Annotated in this window: 1 protein-coding gene; it reads right to left on the bottom strand. The window is 34.7% G+C overall.

The features are described from left to right. Positions 1 to 467: FIVAR domain-containing protein (locus KHA85_RS20165; RefSeq protein ID WP_213186660.1), on the bottom strand; the 467-nt coding region annotated here is incomplete at both ends.

Here is a 467-nt window from a genome sequence, read left to right as displayed (position 1 = left end):
CAGTTAACTCTGTTTCAAATGCTGTCCATGTAGTTTCTGTATACTTAATTGATTCTAATCCGCTTACTTTATCGATGAATGCTTTTAATGCTGTTTTATCTCCTTTGAAGAATTCTAATTTTTGCATTGCACTTGCAAGTCTGTCAAATGCGTTATTTACTTCAACTTGCGAAGCACTAGCATCATTGTATACTGCATTAGCTTCATCTCTTGCTGCAATGAATTCATCAACTACTGCTGATACAACATTAGCCAAATCTTCATCAGTAATTACATTAGCCATGTCGATAGCAATTTTTAAGGCTGTTTTATCTGTATCAATTTCTACCTTTGCCAATGCTTCTTTAGCTGTTGCTAATGCTTCACTAGCTTGTATAACTTCTTCGTCAGTTATCGCATTAATTACAGTTGCTTTTGCTACTACAAGAGCATCAGCAAATACTTGGTAAGATTCAGCTGTGTAATTA

Origin of the sequence: Dietzia massiliensis, assembly GCF_018390595.1 — a bacterium.
Taxonomy (GTDB): Bacteria; Actinomycetota; Actinomycetes; order Mycobacteriales; family Mycobacteriaceae; genus Dietzia; species Dietzia massiliensis.
This window is presented reverse-complemented; position numbering and strand designations above follow the sequence as displayed.